Source organism: Mesorhizobium sp. M0159 (assembly GCF_040322295.1).
GTDB lineage: Bacteria > Pseudomonadota > Alphaproteobacteria > Rhizobiales > Rhizobiaceae > Mesorhizobium.
This window is the reverse complement of the sequence record NZ_JAMYTF010000004.1, coordinates 162,507-177,551: the sequence shown is the minus strand read 5'-3', so window position 1 is coordinate 177,551 and position 15,045 is coordinate 162,507. Positions and strand designations below refer to the sequence as shown.

Sequence of the window (15,045 nt, the reverse complement as noted above, 5' to 3'; positions counted from 1 at the left end):
CCGGTACATGAAACTTTCGTAATGTATCGATCAATCGCGGCGGAGCATCTTGTCCAGCGCCGTCTGTTCCTCGGCAGTTAATGCAGCGGTCACCGTCGAACGACGCGAGCGGGCGGCCAGCAGGATGAATGTCCCGCCAACGAGCAGCAGAAGAACTGGCGTCCCCCAGAGCAAGACATTGCGCAGATTGAAGCGTGGCTTCAGCAGCACGAATTCGCCGTAGCGCGAAACGACATAGTCCATCACCTGCCGGTCGGTATCGCCGGCGACCAGGCGCCGGCGCACAAGGATGCGCAGGTCGCGGGCGAGGTCGGCATCGGACTCGTCGATCGACTGGTTCTGGCAGACCATGCAGCGCAGGCCTTCCGACAAAGCGCGCGCCCTCGCCTCGAGTGCCGGGTCGGCGAGCACCTCGTCGGGCTTGACTGCCTGCGCGGCGCTGGCGAACAACAGCGCCAGCAGCAGGACCAGCGAGGCCAGCGTGACCCTTTTCATTGCGGGCTCGCCGATGGCACGCCGGCCGCAGCCTTGCGGCGCGACGGTGCGCCGACGCGCAGGCGGCGGTCGAGCAGCGACATCGCCGCGCCCGCCATCATCACCAGTCCGCCGCCCCAGATCAGCGTCACCAGCGGCTTCCACCACAGACGAACGACCACAGAGCCATCGCTGCCCTCGTCGCCAAGCGAAAGATAGAGCTGGCTGAAGCCGATCGTCCTGATGCCGGATTCGGTTGTGGTCATCTGGCGCACCGGATATGAGCGCTTGGCCGAGGTGATCTCGCCTGCGACGCTGCCGTCGGCGCCAAGCAGGGCGAAGCGGCCGCGATCCTCACTGTAGTTAGGCCCCTGGGCCGGATAGAGCCCCTCGAAGCGCAGCTTGTGGCCGGACAGTTCGACGGTCTCGCCGGCATGCATCGTCAGGATTTTTTCGGTGCCGAAGCAAAGCGTGCCGACAATGCCGAGCGTTGTCAGCCCGAGGCCGAGATGCGCAAGCGCTGTGCCGAAGACCGAGCGCGGCAGGCCGGCGAAGCGCCTGAGCATGGTGGCGGGCGCGACGGTGCCGAAGCCGGATTTGACGGCGAGATCGGTGAGCGCGCCGCAGATCAGCCAGAAGGCAAGGCCGACACCGAGTGCCGCCAACACCGAAGCGCCATCGATGAACAGGGCCGTCACCAGCACGGCGAGCAGCGCCGCCGCGAAAGCCGCCATCAGGCGCTGGGCGACCGCGAAAATGTCACCGCGCTTCCAGGCGAGCAGCGGCCCGAACGGCACGACGACCAGCAGCGGCACCATCAGCGGGCCGAATGTCAGGTTGAAGAACGGCGCGCCGACCGAAATCTTGTCGGCAGACAGGGCTTCGACGACGAGCGGGTAGAGCGTGCCGACCAGCACGGTGGCGGTGGCGGTGGTCAGGAACAGATTGTTCAGGACCAGCGCGCCTTCACGCGAGATCGGGTGAAACAGGCCGCCGGCCGTCAGCCGGGAGGCGCGCAAGGCAAACAGCGCCAGCGAGCCGCCGATGAACAGCGTCAGGATGCAGAGGATGAACACGCCGCGCGTCGGATCGGTGGCGAATGCGTGCACCGAGGTCAGCACGCCGGAGCGCACCAGGAAGGTGCCGAGCAGCGACAGCGAGAAGGTCAGGATCGCCAGAAGCAGCGTCCAGATCTTCAGCGCCGAGCGCTTTTCCATGACGATCGCCGAATGCAGCAGCGCCGTGCCCGCCAGCCACGGCATGAAGGATGCGTTCTCGACCGGATCCCAGAACCAGAAGCCGCCCCAGCCGAGCTCGTAATAGGCCCAGTAGGAGCCCATGGCGATGCCGCCGGTGAGGAACATCCAGGCAACCAATGTCCACGGCCTTACCCAGCGCGCCCACGAAGCGTCAATGCGGCCCTCGATGAGGGCAGCGACAGAGAAGGAAAAGCAGATCGAGAAACCGACATAGCCGAGATAAAGCAGCGGCGGATGGATGGCGAGGCCGAGGTCCTGCAGGATCGGGTTGAGATCGCGGCCCTCGATAGGCGCCGGATTGAGCCTGACGAACGGGTTCGACGTCGTCAGGATGAACAGGAAGAAAGTGGCGCCGATCGCTCCCTGCACGGCAAGCACATTGGCCCGGAGCGTCGTCGGAAGATTGCCGCCGAAGACGGCGACGAGCGCGCCGAAGAAGGTCAGGATCAGCACCCAGAGCAGCATCGAACCTTCGTGATTGCCCCAGGTTCCGGTGATCTTGTAGATCAGCGGCTGCAGCGAATGCGAGTTCTCCCAGACGCTCTCAACCGAGAAGTCCGAGCCGGCGTAGGCGGTTGCCAGCGCCGCGAAAGACAGCGCCGTCAAGGCAAAGCCGGTCAGCGCGGCCGGTGCGCCGACGGCCATCATCTTGTGGTTGCCGGTGCGCGCACCGAACAGCGGCACCATCGTCTGCACCAGGGCCAGCGCAAACGCCAGGATCAGGGCGAAATGTCCGGTTTCAACCATTGTCACCGCACCCGCTAGTCACTCTTGCTCTCCTGCCATACGCCCTTGGCCTTGAGGCCATCGGCCACTTCCTTGGGCATATAGGTCTCGTCATGCTTGGCCAGCACGCTGTCGGCGACAAAGATTCCGTCAGGGCCAAACGAGCCTTCGGTGATCACGCCCTGTCCTTCCCGGAAGAGGTCGGGAAGAATGCCGGTATAGGTGACCTTGACGTCCTTCTGGTTGTCGGTCACCGAAAAGGCGACGGTGGCGCCTTGGCCACGCTCGACCGTGCCTTTTTCGACGAGACCGCCGAGCCTGATGCGCTGGCCCGGCTGAAGGCTGGCGGTGGCCAGATCGGCCGGCATGTAGAAATAGGAGGCCTTCTGGCCAAGCGCATAGAAGGTCAGCCCCGTGGCAACACCGAGAAACCCCAGCCCCGCTGCGATCACCGACAGTCGTTTCTGCTTGCGCGTCATCGTCTACTCCGTCGCCGTCACGCCGAGCGAGGCGGCAAAGGCGGTGAATTTCCTGGCCTGGTCACTGTCCGCGCCAAAGACGGCGATACCGCGATTGAGCGCGTCACGCGCCTGATCTGTCTTGCCCAGCACGGCATAGGAACGAACGAGCTGCATCCACCCTTCCTCGTCGCGCGGATTTTGCCGAAGCTTTTCGTCGAGGCCGGCAACCATGGTGCTGATCATGGCTTGCCGGTCCTGCGGCGACATCGAGGAAGCAGCATCGATATCCTCGGCGGTCGGCCCTTTCGCGGGCGCCTCCGAAGCGACGCTGCGCGCGGCGGATTCGGCCAGCGCCTGCTCGACGGCGCCGCGCCACGGCGAGCCCTGCGGCAAGGCGGCAAGCATCTTTTGCCAGGCCGCCGTGGCTTCAGCTATGCGGCCTTCCTGTGCCATGCCCATGGCAAGATAGAACGAGGCCTTCGGATTGGCCGGATCGAGCTTCAACGCCGCCTCGAAAGCCGCCTGCGCTTCGGCGGAGACAATGCCGCCGGCCGCATTGGCGATCGCCTCGCCAAGACCCGCCTGGCGGGCGGCGCTGTCGCCGTCGAGGCGGATGGCGTTGCGATAGGCGGTCACCGCATCGGCGTATCGCTGCATGCGCAGATAGACCGGCGCCAGCACGTCCCAGCCGCGGCCATCGGACGGGTTGGCCGCCAGGTGCGCCTCGGCGCGGGCTATCAGCTCGTCGACCGAGCTGTCGGCGGGGTTCTTGGCCAGGCGTTCGCTGAGCGGCTGCGACGGCAGGTCGGGTGAGCCGAGCTGGCCATAGAGGCCCCAGCTGACCAGCGGAACCAGCAGCACGGCCGCCGTCGCCACCAGCCTTGTCGACCGCGACGGCTGCGTCGCCGTGTCGTCGGCGTGGCCGGCATTGCTCAGGCGAAGGATGCGGCGGGCGATTTCGGCGCGTGCCTCTTCGGCCTCCATTGGCTGGATCAGGCCACGCGCCATATCGCGGTCAAGCTCGGCCAGCTGGTCGCGATAGACTTCAAGGTCGTGATCGCCGGCAGCGGACGCGTTCTTCGATTCGCCGGCCAACGGCAGCAGCACCGCCAGGCTTGCGCCCAGCGTCAGGATTGCGGCTATGACCCAGAACAGCATGGCTCTTCCAATAGAACGAGACCCTTGCCCTGCCAACACAAGCGTGCTGCGACGCTTTGGCGGGGCCGCTCCGATCGATAATGCATGTCGCGCAAAAGTGAAGTGTGCAGCGGTTTTGCGATAACGACCATGCATCAAAAAAAGAACCTAAAGCGCGTCGCACGAGGCCGGTCGAACGCGACGCGCTTTAGTGCCGGACCGGAATCGGCGGATCGACGGCCGGCCGGCTACGTCAGCGGCGTCCAGCTGCCGTCGGCATTGCGGCAGGCGGTTCCGCGCGCGGTGGCGCCGGCGGTGCCGGTAAACACCGTATGGGTGTATTGCCGGCAGTCCTGCGAGCCGACGCGATAGGGCTGGGCGGCGACCACTTCGCCGCGATGGGCCGAACTGTCGCTCTTCCAAGCCACTTTCTGGCCGCTCGCCGTGTATTCAAGCGCCTTGTATTCCGCCTCGAGCGCGCTGCGCTTCTCGGTCTCGCTCAGGCCGGCGCCGATAGAGCCGCCGACGAGGCCGCCGCCCATGGCGGAGATGATCGTCGTCGCCACCTTGGCGCCGCTGGGGGGCGTCGCGGCCGGCGTCACCGTAACGGCCGGGCCCTTGCCGAGCGTCGTGCAGCCGGAGACGGCGAGCAGGGCGGAAAAGAGCGCGACGCGAATCTTCATGCCAATACCGGCTTTCTTGAGCTGGACCGCCGCGCTGTCAGCAGCTGGCGCGGCCATAATGTCGATGTTTGTCGGAAATTTGGCCGCAGCCGGCCACCTGGAAAAGCAATCTGGAAAAGCATTACTGAAGGCTCCGCAATCGAACCATCGCCTTCAATCCACCCATGACGGATCGTTCCAGCGCCAGAGAGCCTCCATACTCGTTGACAAGGTCGGCGACAATGGCAAGTCCGAGCCCGCTGCCCGGTTTTGTCTCGTCGAGACGCCGGCCGCGCTGCAACACCTCGCGCGCCTTGTCGTCGGGAATGCCGGGGCCGTCATCCTCGATGCTGATCTCGAACAGGTTGGCTGCGCCTTCCGTGCCAGCGCCACCTTTGCTGGAGATTGGCTTGACCGAAACGGCGACCGCGCTCCTCGCCCATTTCGTCGCATTGTCGAGCAGATTACCGAGCAGCTCCTCCAGGTCCTCGCGTTCGCCGGCAAAGACGATGTCGGTGGCCGGCAGTGAGAGCGACAGCGCCGTCTGCGGGTTGAGCTTCTGCAGCACCCGAACCATGCGCTGGACCAGCGGCGCCACCGGCGTACGGTAGACGACGCTGTCGCGCTGCGCGGCGACGCGGGCACGTTGCAGATAGTGGTCCACTTGCTTTTGCATGGAAGCGGCCTGCTCGGCGATCAGCTGGCCCTTGGCGCCACCCAGCGCCCGTCCCTCGTTGAGCAGCACGGCAAGCGGCGTCTTCAGCGAGTGAGCCAGGTTGCCGACCTGCGTGCGCGACCGCTCGACGATACGCCTGTTGTTCTCGATCAGCGCATTGGTCTCGTTGGCGAGCGGCTCGATCTCGGCCGGGAAACGGCCGTCTAGGCGCTGCGCGGTTCCTTCGCGCACCATGGCAAGCGCATTCCTGACCCGGCGCAGCGGCTGCAGGCCGAGCAGGATGGCAATCGCATTGATGGCGATCATGCCGACGCCGAACAGCGACAGATAGGTCAAAAGGCGCCGCTGGAAGGTGGCGATTTCCTGCTCGAGCTCGGTCTGGTTGCCCATGACGCGGAAGCGCGCGGCGCGGTTTTTCGCATCGAGCACGAACTCGCTCTCGAACACCTCCAACTGCTCGCCTTCGATGCCGTCCGCTGAATAGCTGCGCTGGAAGCTGGCATTGAAGGGCACCTCGGCAACGCTTGGCGACGGGATCGCCTTGGTCATCGACGACGAATGGAGATCGCCGTGCACGCCTTCCGAGGCAGGCTCGACCGACCAGTACCAGCCGGAATTCGGTTCCGAGAACCTCAAATCACCAAGGTCGGGGGCGCCGGTCAATTGGCCGCTTTCAGAAACGCCGACCGAGCCGATCAGGTTGAACAGATGCGCCGAAAGCAGGCTGTCGAAACCGCGCTCGCTGGCCTGGCGATAGAGCGTGGTGATCAAGGTGAAGATGACGACCAGAGTGAGGATCGCCCAGACCGTGGAAAAGGCGATGACGCGAAACGCCACCGAACGCGGCCATGACCGCAGCGACGGCGTGTTCGAGACGGCGGGTTTTGTAGGCAGCGGTTCCGCGTTACGCCTCCGGCTTACGCATGCGGTAGCCCATGCCGCGAACAGTTTCGATCATGTCGATGCCCATCTTCTTGCGAAGCCGTCCGACAAAGACCTCGATCGTGTTGGAATCGCGGTCGAAATCCTGGTCGTAGAGATGCTCGACCAGCTCGGTCCGGGACACCACCTCGCCCATGTGGTGCATCAAATAGGCAAGCAAGCGGAATTCGTGCGAGGTCAGCTTCAGCGGCACGCCGTCGACGTCGGCCTTGGAGGCCTTGGTGTCGAGGCGGAGCAGCCCGCAGGTCAGTTCGGACGAAGCGTGCCCGGCAGCACGCCGGATCAAGGCCCGCACCCTGGCCAGGATTTCCTCGATGTGGAAGGGTTTGGTGACGTAGTCGTCGGCGCCGGCGTCGATGCCGGCAACCTTGTCGCTCCAGCGGTCGCGTGCCGTCAGGATCAGCACCGGCATCTTGCGGCCGCCGCGCCGCCAGCGCTCGACCACGCTGATGCCGTCCATCTGCGGCAGGCCGATATCGAGCACCGCGGCATCATAGGGCTCGGTGTCGCCGAGAAAGTGCCCTTCCTCGCCGTCGAAAGCGCGGTCGACGACATAGCCGGCATCGACCAGCGCATCGCCGATCTGCCGGTTGAGATCCTTGTCATCTTCGACGACGAGTACGCGCATGCGGAAGGCCTGTTGAAGCTGTTCAGATATAGGCCGATTCCGGCAGACTGGGAAACGGCACGGTTCAGTTCAGCGGAACGACGATCTCCGAGCGACGAGGACGCTGCCCGTCCTTGCCCGGAACGAGCACGACGATGACGCAGACCGGCTGGCCGCCGCGTGTCGACTGCGAGGCCTTGGCCAAGGTGCCGCCATTCTGCTCGGCCACCTGCTGGCCGATCGCGTAGCAGTCGGAGGCGGCGAGGACGACCGGCTGCGGCTGCTCGGGCACGACAACGGGGATCGCCATCGCTTGCGACGCAAGCAGACCGGCGGCTGCGAGCGCCAGTGCCGCGGTCCGGAAGTGGGGGCGAAGGATCTTCATGGTCAGCGTTCTAACGCGCCGGTGCTGAACGTGATATGAACGGTGAACGCTCGAATGCATGCCCGCCACACCCCTGAAGCGCGAGATTACCGGATTGCCATTTCGCCGCCCGGCTCCGCGAAATCGCCAATGTTTAACCTAGCCCTCCAATCCTTCGCCGACAACCGGCATCATCTGGCGGGCAGGACCATTTGGGAGGACGAAGCATCCGGCCCAAGACAACCGATGGCAGTTCAGGCGAACCGAACCTGAAACAAAAAACCCGCCTCTGCGGCGGGTCGCTGGCGTCATCAGCACCATAGGGAAATTAGTAGCATAGCTGCCGGCACAAAGCAAGAACAAAATTGCCCGATTTGCAAAAAGTGCCCGGTGGTCAGCCCTCGTCCTTGATCACGGCGCGGAAGCGCAGCAGCCCGTGATGGGCCGAAAGGTCCTCGTCGTAGCGGGCTTCGGCGAATTCGAGCTTGAGGTAGGCGCGGCGATGTTCGCCGAGCGAGAGAGCCGTATCGCGCAGGCGGGTGCTAACAAGGTCCATGATGTCATTGGTTTCCTTGCTGGCCTCTGATTTCGACCAGACATGCAACGTCAGCAACTGTTCTGCGTCGTTCTCCACCCGTTGCCCAATCGTAGACGCTGGTGCGGCCGAAGGTCATGTGGGGGAACGCAACATTTTCCGGCGCATGGTCGAACAATCTTGCATCGCCCAGTGCCGCCGACAGGTGGGGATCGCCGTTCACTGCCTCGAATATGGCCCTCTGCAATTCGACGGCCGGCGCGGTCATCGTCTTTCCCTTCGCCCGTCGCGTCGACCTCCCGGCTGCGTAGCTGCGTTGCATGAAGGCATCCCGGCAAAGCGCGAATCAGCGCGTCTCATGCGGATTATGAACCTTCATGATCTCGGCAATAAGCCCTGCTCCTGGGATGCGCGACGCCGCGGCAGACGAAGCGGATGCGTTTGCTTCCTAGCTGCGGCTGGGATTGTGAAATGTCAGGCTCATGATTTCGCCTGCGTCGATGCGGATACGGCCTGCTTGAGTGCCCGCGACGCCCGCTTCTTCTTCGGCGCGACCGGATTCAGAGCCGCCGCCGCGCGGTCCGCCTCTTCCTTGGCCAGTCGCAATTCCCTCAGCCTTGCCGTCTTGATGGTCCTGGCCTTCGCCTCCGAGAGATATTCGGCAGTTGCTTTGTTCCGCTCCGCCGTCTTCTTTTGATTTTCCATGAAGCGAGCCTCAGATTTTCCCATGATGTTCTGATTGCCTTGGGCCATCGGTAAAATCTCCTTGCAGCTAAAGTCGAAAACGTGAATTTCACTGTAAGATAGGTGTTTCACAGCGGAAATTCAATTCTCAGGCATTTGGCATGACCCAACTGTGGTGAGAGACCTGGCGGAAATAATACCTGTTAATATTATCATGGATCGCAAGATTCTCTGGCGCTCCCGCAAATCGAGTATCCAGCGAGTCTTCCGAGAGAACCAACGCCGGACGATACGGTGCGACCCGCAAAGAGCGGGACAAGCGTCCCGTGTGACGACTGCCAATCCTCGGCACCTCGCGCAAGCGGCTGCACCATGCCCCTACTGGGTTTCGCCGCTGATCACCTCGGCATGGTCCTTGATGATGGTAGAAACGAAGCGGATGACGGCGCGCACCGGCGCCTCCGCCCCGATTTCACGGCGATAGACGAGCGACACCGGATGACTGCCGAGAATGTCGGGGGCAAGGCGCACCATCCGCGGTTCAGCTTCGGCCAACATGCAGGGCATTACCGCCAGACCGGCGCCACTCAGAGCCGCCGCCAGCATTTCCGTCATTTCGGCAACGCGAAGGACAATTGTCGCGCCGGCGCCGTGCGCCTCAACCCATTTGGCGCCGGGGACGCCGGCAAGGCTTGCGTGAAATCCAATGATCTCGTGTCCGGCCAACTGGCGAGGGTCGATGGGCATTGGGTGACGGTCGAGATAGCGCTGGGACGCATAGATCGACCAACCCGCAACACAAAGCTTCTGCGCGATCAAATCGTCTGCGGCGACGGTGCCGATCCTGACCGCAAGGTCGGCCTCGCCGTGCTGCAGGTCCACTGGCCTGCTGCCGCTCGTCAGTTCCAGGTTGATATCTGGGTGGGCCTTATGGAACCCGGCCATACGCTCGGCAAAAAGGGGGCTGAAGCCCGACGGCAGTGCCAGCCGAACGCTATTCTTGCCCGAACGCACAAGCGCCGTCAGTGCTTGCATGGTACGTTCAAGGTCATCACCGAGCGGCAGCAATGTCTGGCCAAGCGGCGTGATCTCGATGCCTTGCCGCGTTCGCACGACAAGCGAAACCCCGAGTGCCGCCTCAAGAGCAGCAAGGCGCCGGCTGATCGTCGTGTGACGCACGCCGAGCACGCGCGCTGCTCCCGACAACGTTCCCGCGCGGGCGGCAGCGAGAAAGTAGCGCAAATCGTTCCAGTCCGGTTCGCCGGTCTTGGTCACGAACCTAGTCTAGATCAATTCCTCGCCGCGCACCTGTGCAGTTTTGCACAAGCATGCCCGGAAATTGCAAATCGCCTGAATTTGACGTCCGCGCGAGAATAGGCCTGATCCAATTCAGGGAAGCGATCGATGGATATCGAAGGTTTGCGAACGATGGTGGCGCGGCAGGCGACGTCGGCCAATGCGTTGGTGGCGCTCGGTTTGGCGATGGAGGCGCGTATTTCCGGCACGCCACTCGAGGGCAGTGTGGCCCGGCGCACAGGGGCCGTGCTTGCCGAACTCGGCGCCTCCAACGTCGTGGCAAGTGCTGGCGTCATCGAACTTACGCCGGTGCTGGCCAGCATCCGGGTCGACCTGCTTTCAGGTGGCAAGCTGCTGTCGCGCTCCTCCGAAAGCGTCGAGGCCCTGGAAGCCCGTTTACGCCAGGCCTTCGGCGACGTTTCATCTGGCTTCCCGGCGTTGCTGAAGCGGCTGATCGCGCCACAACTGGCCGGTTTGCCGGAGAGGCTCGCCGCACCGGGCGCAGCCTTCCTGGATATCGGCGTCGGCGTCGGCGCCCTGTCGGTGTCGATGCTGCGGCAATGGCCCGGCCTGAAGGCGGTCGGTGTCGATCCCTTGCCTGAAGCCATCGCGCAGGCCGCTGCCAACGTCAGGGCAGCCGGGCTCGAACATCGCATCGAACTGCACACCGGGCTGGGCCAGGATATCGCGGACACGGACGCGTTCGACCTTGTTTTCGTACCAAGCGCCTTCATCCCCGAGCCGGATGTCAGGGCCATCGTCAAGCGCAGCCACGCCGCGTTGCGGCCCGGCGGCTGGCTGCTGCTGGCAATGGTCAATCCTGGACCGGATGCACTGGGAGACGCCCTCGCCCGCCTCCGCACCACAATGTGGGGCGGCACGGTCTTTGAAAAAGGCGCAGCCCAGGACCTGGTCGATCAGAGCGGCTATGCCGACAGCCGGTTGCTGCCCGGCCCGACCGGGGCGCCTGTCGCCTTCGTCGCCGGGCGTAAGCGGGGCTAACGGTTTCCAGGAGCGGACGATGAAACTGCTGATCTTCGGCGCTTCCGGTGCGACGGGTCGACTGCTTGTCTCGGCGGCGTTGGCGAAGGGCCATGCGGTGACCGCCTTCGTCCGCACGCCGGGCAAGCTTGCCATCAGCCACGAAAATCTGAAGGTGATCGTCGGAAACGTCGCCGATCGGCAGGCAGTCGAACGCGCCGTTGTTAGGTATGATGCGGTTTTCAGCTGTCTTGGGGTGGGCGTGCCGCTGAAACGCGATCCGGCCGTCGTTGCCGGCATCGGCTTCATCGTCGCGGCGATGCAGCAGGCCGGCCCCGAACGGCTCATCTATCTTTCATTCCTTGGCGTTCGCGACGGCCGGCGGCAACTAGGCCTCCTGTTGGGCAACATCATCGTGCCATTGGTGCTGCGCAATGAGGTGACGGACCATGAGGTGAAGGAAAGCCTGGTCGTTCAATCCAGTCTCGACTGGACCATCGTGCGGCCGCCCAAGCTGAGCAATGGAGCGGCAACGGGTGAATTCCGCCATGGCAATGGCATCCGGGCGGCATCGCTGCTGCCGACACTGGCGCGGGCCGACGTAGCGGCCTTCATGCTCGCCCAGATCAACGACACCACCTACTCGCGCAGGACAGTCAGCATCCTGCGCTGACGCCGCACGGGAGCCGTCTTCCCCTCGACAAACCTCCCGCTTATCTTCATCGCCCTTATCTTCATCGCCCTTGTAGGCAGCGCCAAAATGGACGAATAGTCATAGCGGCGCGCCGCCGTGAAATTGCCGGTATGCGGTTTCTCAGTTGGCGGCATCGCCGCAGCCGGATCCTGGAATGGCCAGTCCTTTGGAACCACGCAAGAGAAGAGGTCCGGTCGCCGCTAGGCTGCTGGCGGTGGATGCGTGGATCGATTCCTCGGTCTACGAAATCGGCTTCAGGGCGCGCCAGTTCTGGGAGGCGGCGACCATCTTCTCGCGGCGTTTCCGCGTCGGCGGCTGGCGCCGCGGCCTGATCGAACTGTTGAGTGAAGGCTTTACGCTCGGTGCCGGCGGCATCGTCGTGCTTTTGGCGCTGGCCTTGCCGGCCTTCCAGATAACCGCCGGCGACTGGCGCACGCAAGGCGACTTCGCCGTCACCTTCCTCGACCGCTACGGCAACGAGATCGGTCAGCGCGGCATCATCCAGCGCGATTCAGTGCCGGTCGACGAGATGCCCGACCATGTCATCAAGGCGGTGCTGGCGACCGAGGACCGCCGTTTCTTCGACCATTACGGCATCGATGTGCTCGGCCTGTCGCGCGCCATATTCGAGAATGTGCGGGCAAATTCCGTCGTCCAGGGTGGCTCGAGCATCACCCAACAGCTGGCCAAGAACCTGTTCCTGACCAATGAGCGGACATTCGAGCGCAAGATCAAGGAAGCGTTCCTGTCGCTGTGGCTCGAAGCCAATCTGTCGAAGAAGGAAATCCTGCAGCTTTACCTCGACCGCGCCTATATGGGCGGCGGCACCTTCGGCATCGAGGCGGCAGCCGATTTCTATTTCGGCAAGAGCGTCAAGGACCTGAACCTTGCCGAGGCGGCGATGCTGGCCGGCCTGTTCAAGGCGCCGACCAAATATGCGCCGCACATAAACCTGCCCGCCGCCCGGGCGCGGGCCAACGTGGTGCTGTCCAATCTGGTCGATTCCGGCTTCATGACCGAAGGCCAGGTGCTGCAAGCAAGGCTGCACCCGGCCGAAATCGTCGACCGCGGCGAGCAGAAGAGCCCCGACTATTACCTCGACTGGGCCTTCGACGAGGTCAAGAAGATCGCCGCCAAAGGCGGCCCGCACTCGCTTGTCGCCCACACCACCTTCGATGCCAACATCCAGAAGGCGGCCGAAGAATCGATGGAGTTCCACCTCCGCCAGTTCGGCAAGGAATACAACGTCACCGAGGGCGCCATCGTCGTCATCGAGACCAATGGCGCGGTCAGGGCGATCGTCGGCGGCCGCGACTACGGCGCCAGCCAGTTCAACCGCGCCACCAAAGCGCTTCGCCAGACCGGCTCCTCGTTCAAGCCCTATGTCTATGCGACGGCGATGGAGCATGGCTTCACGCCGGATTCGGTGGTTTCCGGCGGACCCATCTCCTGGGGCAGCTGGTCGCCCCACAATTACAATGGCGGGTCGGCCGGCAACGTCACGCTGATCACGGCGATGGCCAAATCGATCAATACGGTGCCGGTGCGGCTGGCCAAGGATTATCTCGGCATCAAGCCGATCAAGGCGATGGCCGAGGCGATGGGCGTCGAGTCGCCGCTGGAATCGCACAAGACCATGGTGCTCGGCACGTCGGGCATGACCGTGATGGACCAGGCGACGGGTTACAGCGTGTTTGCCCAGAACGGCTTTGCCGGAACCCGGCACGGCGTCAGCCAACTCTTTACCCGTACCGGCCAGGTGGTCTACGACTTCGCCAAGGATGCGTCGCCGCCGCACCGGGTGCTGTCGGAGCAGGCGCTCAAATACATGAACACCATGCTGGCGGCGGTGCCGGTGATCGGCACTGCCCGGCGCGCAGCCCTTCCAAACATCGTCGTCGCCGGCAAGACCGGCACGACCCAGTCCTACCGCGATGCCTGGTTTGTCGGCTTTACCGGCAACTACACGGCCGCCGTCTGGCTCGGCAATGACGACTTCACCGCGACCAACAAGATGACCGGCGGCACGCTGCCGGCCATGGTGTGGCAGCGGCTGATGCTCTATGCGCACCAGCACATCGATCTCAAGCCGATCCCCGGCCTCGATCACCCCTTCGTCGATGCCGAAGTCGCCGCCAAGGCCGAGGAAGCGGAAAAGAAGAACGCCGAACAGGCAGCTGCCGATGCCGCCGCCGAGCGTCCGCCGGTGCTGTCCAGCCGGACCACCCAGACCCTGAAGGAACTGACCAGGCTGTTCCAGGCGGCACCCGTGCTCGACGCGCCCGCTGCGCCGGAGACCCTGTCGGCGCTGTGACGGCCAATTGCGCGGGGCCGCTTGCCACAAGGCCGTGCGCCGCGATATCCCCGAGGGGCAATCTTTCAGTCCCGGCCTTCGGTTCCCTTGCCTCCTCATGCTCAAGAACGCCTTCCTGACACTGCTTTCGCTTGCCATCGCCGTCGTCGGCGGTGGCGGCAGCGTCTGGTATGCACTGAAGCTGCAGGACGGCGTCGGCGCCATCAGGATCGGCCAATGGACCGCCTTCCCCGATATCGGCACGCCGACGGCAGATCCCTATTCGAAGGCCCGCGTGGCTCGCGAAGGCGTGCTGGCGCTCGGACAGGCGGAAGGACTGTCCTTCATAGCCGAGCGCGATTCCGGCGGCGAACAGCTCAAGCGGCAATGTGCCTACAAGATTGCGGGCGGCTTTCCCACCGCCCGGTTCTGGACGCTTTATGCCGCCGACCAGTCGCTTGGCGTGGTCGAGACCGGCAAGCCGAGGCCGGCTGCGCTGCAGTCCTATCAAGTGCTGCGCCAGGCCGACAATTCGGTGGTCATTTCCGTCGGCAGCCGCCCTGCGCCCGGCAACTGGCTGCTGACCAGCGGCGCCGGTAAGATGTACTTGGTGCTTACGTTCTACGACACGCCGATCGCCAGCAGCACCGGTCTCTCGGACGTCACGCTGCCGCAGATCCAGAAGGTCGGCTGCAATGCGTAGCCTGCTGCATGCCGTGCTGCTCGGCCTGCTCGGCGCCGGCATCGTGCACATCATCGTGCTGGTGCTCGTCCCCGAGTTTTCCGAACGCGACGCCTGGTCGCGATTGGCCATGGCTTCGGATCTCTACAAGATGACCCGGCTCGACGCGGAAGCCGGCGGCGCGCCGGTGGTGAAATCGGTCGATCCGCTGTTTTATGCGGCGGCATGCCGCTTCGATCTTGCCGAGGGGATGGTGCGGGTCAAGGCGCCGGGAAAGGTGCCGTTCTGGTCGATATCGGTCTATGACCGCGGCGGCCACAACATCTACTCGTTCAACGACCACAGCGCGACCGCAGGCGTGCTCGACACCGTTGTACTGACGCCGGCCCAGATGATCGAGGTCCGCAAGGATCTTCCCGAGGAACTGCAAGGGGCGATCTTCGTCGAGGCGCCGATAGAGGAAGGCGTATTCGTCATCCGTTCGTTCGTGCCCGACGACAGCTGGAAGCCGATCGTCTCGCGGTTTCTCGAACAGAGTTCCTGCGAACTGCAGGATTTTTAAGCCGGTTCCG

15 protein-coding genes and 1 pseudogene are annotated in these 15,045 nt (G+C 64.0%); 5 read left to right on the top strand and 11 right to left on the bottom strand.

All coding sequences use genetic code 11. The features are described 5' to 3' along the window. Nucleotides 1-30: 30 nt before the first annotated feature. The 11 genes and pseudogenes from NKJ32_RS05995 to NKJ32_RS05945 form a co-directional block, all read right to left on the bottom strand. Nucleotides 31-495 (bottom strand): cytochrome c-type biogenesis protein, encoded by a 465-nt coding sequence (locus tag NKJ32_RS05995; protein WP_352827027.1) that lies wholly within the window; start codon nucleotides 493-495, stop codon nucleotides 31-33. Beyond that, on the bottom strand, nucleotides 492-2,480 hold the full coding sequence (locus NKJ32_RS05990; protein WP_352827026.1) for a heme lyase CcmF/NrfE family subunit: 1,989 nt from the start codon (nucleotides 2,478-2,480) through the stop codon (nucleotides 492-494). The genes NKJ32_RS05995 and NKJ32_RS05990 overlap by 4 nt, the downstream gene beginning before the upstream one ends. Nucleotides 2,481-2,494: 14 nt before the next feature. Then, complete coding sequence (ccmE, locus tag NKJ32_RS05985; protein ID WP_352471012.1) at nucleotides 2,495-2,938, bottom strand: cytochrome c maturation protein CcmE; 444 nt, start codon at nucleotides 2,936-2,938, stop codon at nucleotides 2,495-2,497. Between the two features lie 3 nt (nucleotides 2,939-2,941). Beyond that, entirely contained in the window at nucleotides 2,942-4,078 is a 1,137-nt protein-coding gene (gene ccmI / locus NKJ32_RS05980) for a c-type cytochrome biogenesis protein CcmI (protein ID WP_352827025.1), read from the bottom strand. A 227-nt stretch (nucleotides 4,079-4,305) separates the two neighbouring features. Beyond that, nucleotides 4,306-4,740, bottom strand: a complete 435-nt coding sequence (locus NKJ32_RS05975) for an RT0821/Lpp0805 family surface protein (RefSeq protein WP_352827023.1) — start codon at nucleotides 4,738-4,740, stop codon at nucleotides 4,306-4,308. Nucleotides 4,741-4,861: 121 nt separating this feature from the next. Continuing rightward, nucleotides 4,862-6,289 (bottom strand): ATP-binding protein, encoded by a 1,428-nt coding sequence (locus NKJ32_RS05970; protein WP_352827129.1) that lies wholly within the window; start codon nucleotides 6,287-6,289, stop codon nucleotides 4,862-4,864. Between the two features lie 10 nt (nucleotides 6,290-6,299). Continuing rightward, entirely contained in the window at nucleotides 6,300-6,965 is a 666-nt protein-coding gene (locus NKJ32_RS05965) for a response regulator transcription factor (protein WP_023677825.1), read from the bottom strand. Nucleotides 6,966-7,029: 64 nt separating this feature from the next. Further along, a complete protein-coding gene (locus tag NKJ32_RS05960) occupies nucleotides 7,030-7,329 on the bottom strand; it encodes a hypothetical protein (RefSeq protein ID WP_023677826.1) in 300 nt (99 codons plus the stop codon). Nucleotides 7,330-7,702: 373 nt separating this feature from the next. After that, nucleotides 7,703-8,111: pseudogene (locus NKJ32_RS05955) on the bottom strand (DUF3168 domain-containing protein). 212 nt (nucleotides 8,112-8,323) lie between these two features. Further along, nucleotides 8,324-8,596 (bottom strand): hypothetical protein, encoded by a 273-nt coding sequence (locus NKJ32_RS05950; RefSeq protein WP_023677828.1) that lies wholly within the window; start codon nucleotides 8,594-8,596, stop codon nucleotides 8,324-8,326. Nucleotides 8,597-8,905: 309 nt separating this feature from the next. Beyond that, on the bottom strand, nucleotides 8,906-9,802 hold the full coding sequence (locus NKJ32_RS05945) for a LysR family transcriptional regulator (RefSeq protein WP_023677829.1): 897 nt from the start codon (nucleotides 9,800-9,802) through the stop codon (nucleotides 8,906-8,908). Nucleotides 9,803-9,931: 129 nt separating this feature from the next. Between NKJ32_RS05945 and NKJ32_RS05940 the strand changes: the two genes are divergently transcribed. From NKJ32_RS05940 to NKJ32_RS05920, 5 genes are all read left to right on the top strand, one after another. Further along, nucleotides 9,932-10,825 carry a class I SAM-dependent methyltransferase gene (locus NKJ32_RS05940; RefSeq protein WP_352827021.1) on the top strand — a complete coding sequence of 298 codons (894 nt, stop codon included), beginning with the start codon at nucleotides 9,932-9,934 and terminating at the stop codon, nucleotides 10,823-10,825. A gap of 19 nt (nucleotides 10,826-10,844) precedes the next feature. Then, nucleotides 10,845-11,477: an NAD(P)-dependent oxidoreductase gene (locus tag NKJ32_RS05935; RefSeq protein WP_352636413.1), complete on the top strand. Its 633-nt coding sequence runs from the start codon at nucleotides 10,845-10,847 to the stop codon at nucleotides 11,475-11,477. A gap of 175 nt (nucleotides 11,478-11,652) precedes the next feature. Then, nucleotides 11,653-13,812, top strand: coding sequence for a transglycosylase domain-containing protein (locus tag NKJ32_RS05930; RefSeq protein WP_352827020.1), 2,160 nt, complete (start codon nucleotides 11,653-11,655; stop codon nucleotides 13,810-13,812). Between the two features lie 97 nt (nucleotides 13,813-13,909). Continuing rightward, complete coding sequence (locus tag NKJ32_RS05925; RefSeq protein ID WP_352449049.1) at nucleotides 13,910-14,494, top strand: DUF1214 domain-containing protein; 585 nt, start codon at nucleotides 13,910-13,912, stop codon at nucleotides 14,492-14,494. Beyond that, nucleotides 14,487-15,035, top strand: a complete 549-nt coding sequence (locus tag NKJ32_RS05920; protein WP_023677834.1) for a DUF1254 domain-containing protein — start codon at nucleotides 14,487-14,489, stop codon at nucleotides 15,033-15,035. Before NKJ32_RS05925 ends, NKJ32_RS05920 begins: the two co-directional genes overlap by 8 nt. The last annotated feature ends 10 nt before the right edge of the window (nucleotides 15,036-15,045 follow it).